We start from the raw sequence: 239 nt of genomic DNA, 5'->3' as shown, positions 1-239 counted from the left end.
AGGCTCTTTTCCAGTTGTTGCAGTACCTCATCACGTGTCAGGTTCTTAATAATATGCTTGTTGGCCCAGCCAAATCGCAGGGTAGCCGGATCTCTGACGACCGTTAGCGTCCGATAGGCGTTCAACGTAATCAGCCCCGGTAGGTGGCGGTGCACCCATTCAAAACGCGCCGCCGATGGCAGACCAGAATCTACGGTGACAATACGCTCAAAGGTGGTTTTAAGCTGATTAATACGTTG

General features: G+C 51.5%; 1 protein-coding gene. It reads right to left on the bottom strand.

Annotated elements, in window-relative coordinates:
* The coding region (locus tag FDX22_RS20375; protein WP_304571789.1) for a DNA replication terminus site-binding protein at positions 1–239 on the bottom strand (239 nt) is incomplete at both ends.

This window comes from Citrobacter sp. TBCS-14 (assembly GCF_005280805.1).
Taxonomy (GTDB): domain Bacteria; phylum Pseudomonadota; class Gammaproteobacteria; order Enterobacterales; family Enterobacteriaceae; genus Citrobacter; species Citrobacter gillenii.
This window is presented reverse-complemented; position numbering and strand designations above follow the sequence as displayed.